This window comes from Flavonifractor porci (assembly GCF_037572415.1).
Taxonomy (GTDB): Bacteria; Bacillota; Clostridia; order Oscillospirales; family Oscillospiraceae; genus Flavonifractor; species Flavonifractor porci.
In genome coordinates this window covers 1-5279 of sequence record NZ_JBBHLB010000033.1, presented here as the reverse complement: position 1 = coordinate 5279, position 5279 = coordinate 1, and the positions used below count along the sequence as shown (strand labels likewise).

Below are 5279 nucleotides of genomic sequence, written 5' to 3'. Positions count from 1 at the left end.
GTGTACCTTGTAAATTAAACAACGTGAAAGAAACACGAAGCACCAGAAAGGACGAGAAGTCCTTCTGACAAGCGCAAGCTTGAAGAAGGCTCTTGATTTAATTTCTTTGAAGCTATGAATTAAGCTTCGATAAGATGATTTGAAGAACCTTGGTTCTTTAGATACCATTTTATTGAGAGTTTGATCCTGGCTCAGGATGAACGCTGGCGGCGTGCTTAACACATGCAAGTCGAACGGAGTGCTCATGACAGAGGATTCGTCCAATGGATTGAGTTACTTAGTGGCGGACGGGTGAGTAACGCGTGAGGAACCTGCCTCGGAGTGGGGAATAACAGTCCGAAAGGACTGCTAATACCGCATAATGCAGCTGGGTCGCATGACTCTGGCTGCCAAAGATTTATCGCTCTGAGATGGCCTCGCGTCTGATTAGCTAGTTGGCGGGGTAACGGCCCACCAAGGCGACGATCAGTAGCCGGACTGAGAGGTTGACCGGCCACATTGGGACTGAGACACGGCCCAGACTCCTACGGGAGGCAGCAGTGGGGAATATTGGGCAATGGGCGCAAGCCTGACCCAGCAACGCCGCGTGAAGGATGAAGGCTTTCGGGTTGTAAACTTCTTTTATTCGGGACGAAGAAAATGACGGTACCGAATGAATAAGCCACGGCTAACTACGTGCCAGCAGCCGCGGTAATACGTAGGTGGCAAGCGTTATCCGGATTTACTGGGTGTAAAGGGCGTGTAGGCGGGACTGCAAGTCAGATGTGAAAACTATGGGCTCAACCCATAGCCTGCATTTGAAACTGTAGTTCTTGAGTGCTGGAGAGGCAATCGGAATTCCGTGTGTAGCGGTGAAATGCATAGATATACGGAGGAACACCAGTGGCGAAGGCGGATTGCTGGACAGTAACTGACGCTGAGGCGCGAAAGCGTGGGGAGCAAACAGGATTAGATACCCTGGTAGTCCACGCCGTAAACGATGGATACTAGGTGTGGGGGGTCTGACCCCCTCCGTGCCGCAGTTAACACAATAAGTATCCCACCTGGGGAGTACGATCGCAAGGTTGAAACTCAAAGGAATTGACGGGGGCCCGCACAAGCGGTGGAGTATGTGGTTTAATTCGAAGCAACGCGAAGAACCTTACCAGGGCTTGACATCCCGGTGACCGGCCTAGAGATAGGCTTTCCCTTCGGGGCACCGGTGACAGGTGGTGCATGGTTGTCGTCAGCTCGTGTCGTGAGATGTTGGGTTAAGTCCCGCAACGAGCGCAACCCTTATTGTTAGTTGCTACGCAAGAGCACTCTAGCGAGACTGCCGTTGACAAAACGGAGGAAGGTGGGGACGACGTCAAATCATCATGCCCCTTATGTCCTGGGCCACACACGTACTACAATGGTGGTTAACAGAGGGAGGCAAAGCCGCGAGGTGGAGCAAATCCCTAAAAGCCATCCCAGTTCGGATTGCAGGCTGAAACCCGCCTGTATGAAGTTGGAATCGCTAGTAATCGCGGATCAGCATGCCGCGGTGAATACGTTCCCGGGCCTTGTACACACCGCCCGTCACACCATGAGAGTCGGGAACACCCGAAGTCCGTAGCCTAACCGCAAGGGGGGCGCGGCCGAAGGTGGGTTCGATAATTGGGGTGAAGTCGTAACAAGGTAGCCGTATCGGAAGGTGCGGCTGGATCACCTCCTTTCTAAGGAGACTTCAAGCAACCGAGAGTTGTTTGTAACGTCCTACGGTCAGCTTTCTGGAGCGGAGATGACTTTCACGTTGTTTAATTTAGAGGGCACACGCCCTGGGTACCCATTCAAAGCCCAACGAAGTGGGTTTGAATGGGGGAAGGAGACGCAAGGGAGCGAAGCGAGAAATAGCCCCGAGGCTGTTGCGAGTGGAGCGGACTTTGCGGCGACGCGGGCCCATAGCTCAGCTGGCTAGAGCGCACGACTGATAATCGTGAGGTCGGTGGTTCGAGTCCACTTGGGCCCACCACTTCTCTCTCGATGGGGGTATAGCTCAGCTGGGAGAGCACCTGCTTTGCAAGCAGGGGGTCGTCGGTTCGAGCCCGACTATCTCCACCACAATTCAATATCAGATCGAAGCACCTGGCAACAGATGTTTCGATCTGACCTTGAAAGAGGTTGGAAGTCAGCACCTTGAAAACTGAACAATGCAGATGGAAAGTATGAAGAGCAAGCAACAGAGGGCAATAACAGCAATGTTGTGGAACTTAAAGATAGAATGGCGAAAGCCGTTCTAGTGAATGGGTAAAACAATGTAGCCAATTGCAAAACTTCTGTGAGGCCTGCATAATTCATGATCGAATAGAGAACAGCTCAGAAATGAGACTGTTCTACTAAGGTCAAGCTATAAAGAGCGCAAGGGGAATGCCTTGGCATCAGGAGCCGATGAAGGACGTGACAAGCTGCGATAAGCTGCGGTGAGCTGCACATAAGCATTGACCCGCAGATTTCCGAATGGGGAAACCCGGCAGAGCAATACTCTGTCAGCGTGCGTTGAATCAAATAGGCGTACGTGGGGAACCGCCTGAACTGAAACATCTAAGTAGGGCGAGGAAGAGAAATCAACAGAGATTCCGCAAGTAGTGGCGAGCGAACGCGGAAGAGGGCAAACCGAAGGATTTATCCTTCGGGGTTGTGGACCGACACAACGGCAGGATAGGTTAGCCGAACGGTATGGGAAGGCCGGCCATAGCGGGTGAGAGCCCCGTAGGCGAAAACCGAATCCTGTTAGTCGAGTTCCAGAGTACCGCCGGACACGTGAAACCCGGTGGGAAACTGGGGGGACCACCCTCCAACCCTAAATACTACCTGATGACCGATAGAGGAGCAGTACCGTGAGGGAAAGGTGAAAAGGACCCCGGGAGGGGAGTGAAAGAGAACCTGAAACCTTGTGCTTACAAGCACTCAAAGCCCGTTAAAGGGTGATGAGGTACCTTTTGTAGAATGGTCCGGCGAGTTATTGTTACTGGCAAGCTTAAGGTATTCAGTACCGGAGGCGAAGGGAAACCGAGTGTGAACAGCGCGCATGAAGTCAGTGGCAATAGACCCGAAACCGGGTGACCTATCCATGGGCAGGTTGAAGTGGGGGTAAAACCCCATGGAGGACCGAACACACGCCCGTTGCAATGGTCGGTGATGACCTGTGGATAGCGGTGAAATTCCAATCGAACTCGGAGATAGCTGGTTCTCCCCGAAATAGCTTTAGGGCTAGCGTTAACTTAGATTACCGGAGGTAAAGCACTGAATGGGCTAGGGGCCGATAAGGTTACTGAACCCTATCAAACTCTGAATGCCGGATAATTGATGGTTAGCAGTCAGTCTACGTGAGATAAGTCTCGTGGACAAAAGGGAAACAGCCCAGACCCACAGCTAAGGTCCCAAAGATACGCTAAGTGGAAAACGATGTGGAGTTGCGAAAACAACCAGGATGTTGGCTTAGAAGCAGCCACTCATTAAAAGAGTGCGTAATAGCTCACTGGTCGAGTGACTCTGCGCGGAAAATATAACGGGGCTAAGCGTAACACCGAAGCTTGGGCTGCACAGCAATGTGCGGGGTAGGGGAGCGTCGTGTACGGGGTGAAGTCGTAGCGGAAGCAGCGGTGGACTTTACACGAGTGAGAATGCCGGAATGAGTAGCGAGAATTATGTGGGAATCATAATGGCCGAAAATCTAAGGTTTCCTGGGGAAGGTTCGTCCGCCCAGGGTAAGCCGGGAGCTAAGGCGAGGCCGAAAGGCGTAGTCGATGCACATACGGTTGAAATTCCGTAGCCACCGAACCTTAAGCACACTGACACATGGAGATAGCGGGACCCGGGCGTTGGTTGACCCGGGCGTAAGGGACCGAAATTAAGTAGGGAAGTCCGCGATGCTCTGTGGCGAGAAAAGGTGTGTGGTATGCTAAGGTGCCCGTACCGCAAACCGACACAGGTAGATGAGGAGAGAATCCTAAGGCCAACGGGAGAAGGGTTGTTAAGGAACTCGGCAAAATGACCCCGTAACTTCGGGATAAGGGGAGCCTCCTACGGGAGGCCGCAGCGAATAGGCCCAAGCGACTGTTTACCAAAAACACAGGTCTCTGCTAAATCGAAAGATGACGTATAGGGGCTGACGCCTGCCCGGTGCTGGAAGGTTAAGAGGAGATGTCAGGAGCAATCCGAAGCATTGAATCGAAGCCCCAGTAAACGGCGGCCGTAACTATAACGGTCCTAAGGTAGCGAAATTCCTTGTCAGGTAAGTTCTGACCCGCACGAATGGCGTAACGATTTGGGCACTGTCTCAACAGCCCACCCGGCGAAATTGTTGTACTGGTGAAGAAGCCAGTTACCCGCAACTAGACGGAAAGACCCCATGGAGCTTTACTGTAGCTTAATACTGGAAATCGGTAAATCATGTACAGGATAGGTGGGAGACTTGGAAGCCAGGGCGTCAGCTTTGGTGGAGTCACCCTTGGGATACCACCCTTGATTTGCTGGTTTTCTAACCTGCGGCCGTGAATCCGGTCGGGGGACACTGTTAGGTGGGCAGTTTGACTGGGGCGGTCGCCTCCTAAAAGGTAACGGAGGCGCTCAAAGGTTCGTTCAGCACGGACGGAAACCGTGCAGTGAGTGTAAACGCATAAACGAGCCTAACTGCGAGACCGACGGGTCGAGCAGTAACGAAAGTTGGAGTTAGTGATCCGGCGGTATGCAAGTGGAAGTGCCGTCGCTCAACGGATAAAAGCTACCCTGGGGATAACAGGCTGATCTCCCCCAAGCGTCCACAGCGACGGGGAGGTTTGGCACCTCGATGTCGGCTCGTCACATCCTGGGGCTGAATTCGGTCCCAAGGGTTCGGCTGTTCGCCGATTAAAGTGGCACGCGAGCTGGGTTCAGAACGTCGTGAGACAGTTCGGTCCCTATCTGTTGCGGGCGTAAGAGATTTGAAGGGAGCTGTCCTTAGTACGAGAGGACCGGGATGGACGTACCTCTGGTGCACCAGTTGTTCTGCCAAGGGCATGGCTGGGTAGCTATGTACGGACGAGATAAACGCTGAAGGCATCTAAGCGTGAAACTCCCCCTAAGATTAGATCTCTCATCCTTCGGGAGTAAGGCACGTCGTAGACTATGACGTTGATAGGTCGGAGGTGGAAGCGCGGTAACGCGTGCAGCTGACCGATACTAATAAGCCGAGGGCTTGACCTTAACATGATGATTGCAGGCGCTTGCCTGATATACTGGAAACTGCATTGTTCGGTTTTGAGGGTGCTGACAAAGCT

General features: G+C 52.9%; 2 tRNA genes and 2 rRNA genes. All 4 read left to right on the top strand.

The features are described 5' to 3' along the window. Positions 1-168 precede the first annotated feature (168 nt). Positions 169-1697, top strand: a 16S ribosomal RNA gene (locus WHJ28_RS16390). 219 nt (positions 1698-1916) lie between these two features. Beyond that, positions 1917-1993: transfer RNA gene (locus WHJ28_RS16385), tRNA-Ile, on the top strand. A gap of 13 nt (positions 1994-2006) precedes the next feature. Continuing rightward, positions 2007-2082, top strand: a tRNA-Ala gene (locus WHJ28_RS16380). Between the two features lie 279 nt (positions 2083-2361). After that, positions 2362-5205 (top strand): 23S ribosomal RNA (locus WHJ28_RS16375). Together the 16S and 23S rRNA genes with 2 tRNA genes alongside form the textbook arrangement of a ribosomal RNA operon. Positions 5206-5279 lie beyond the last annotated feature (74 nt).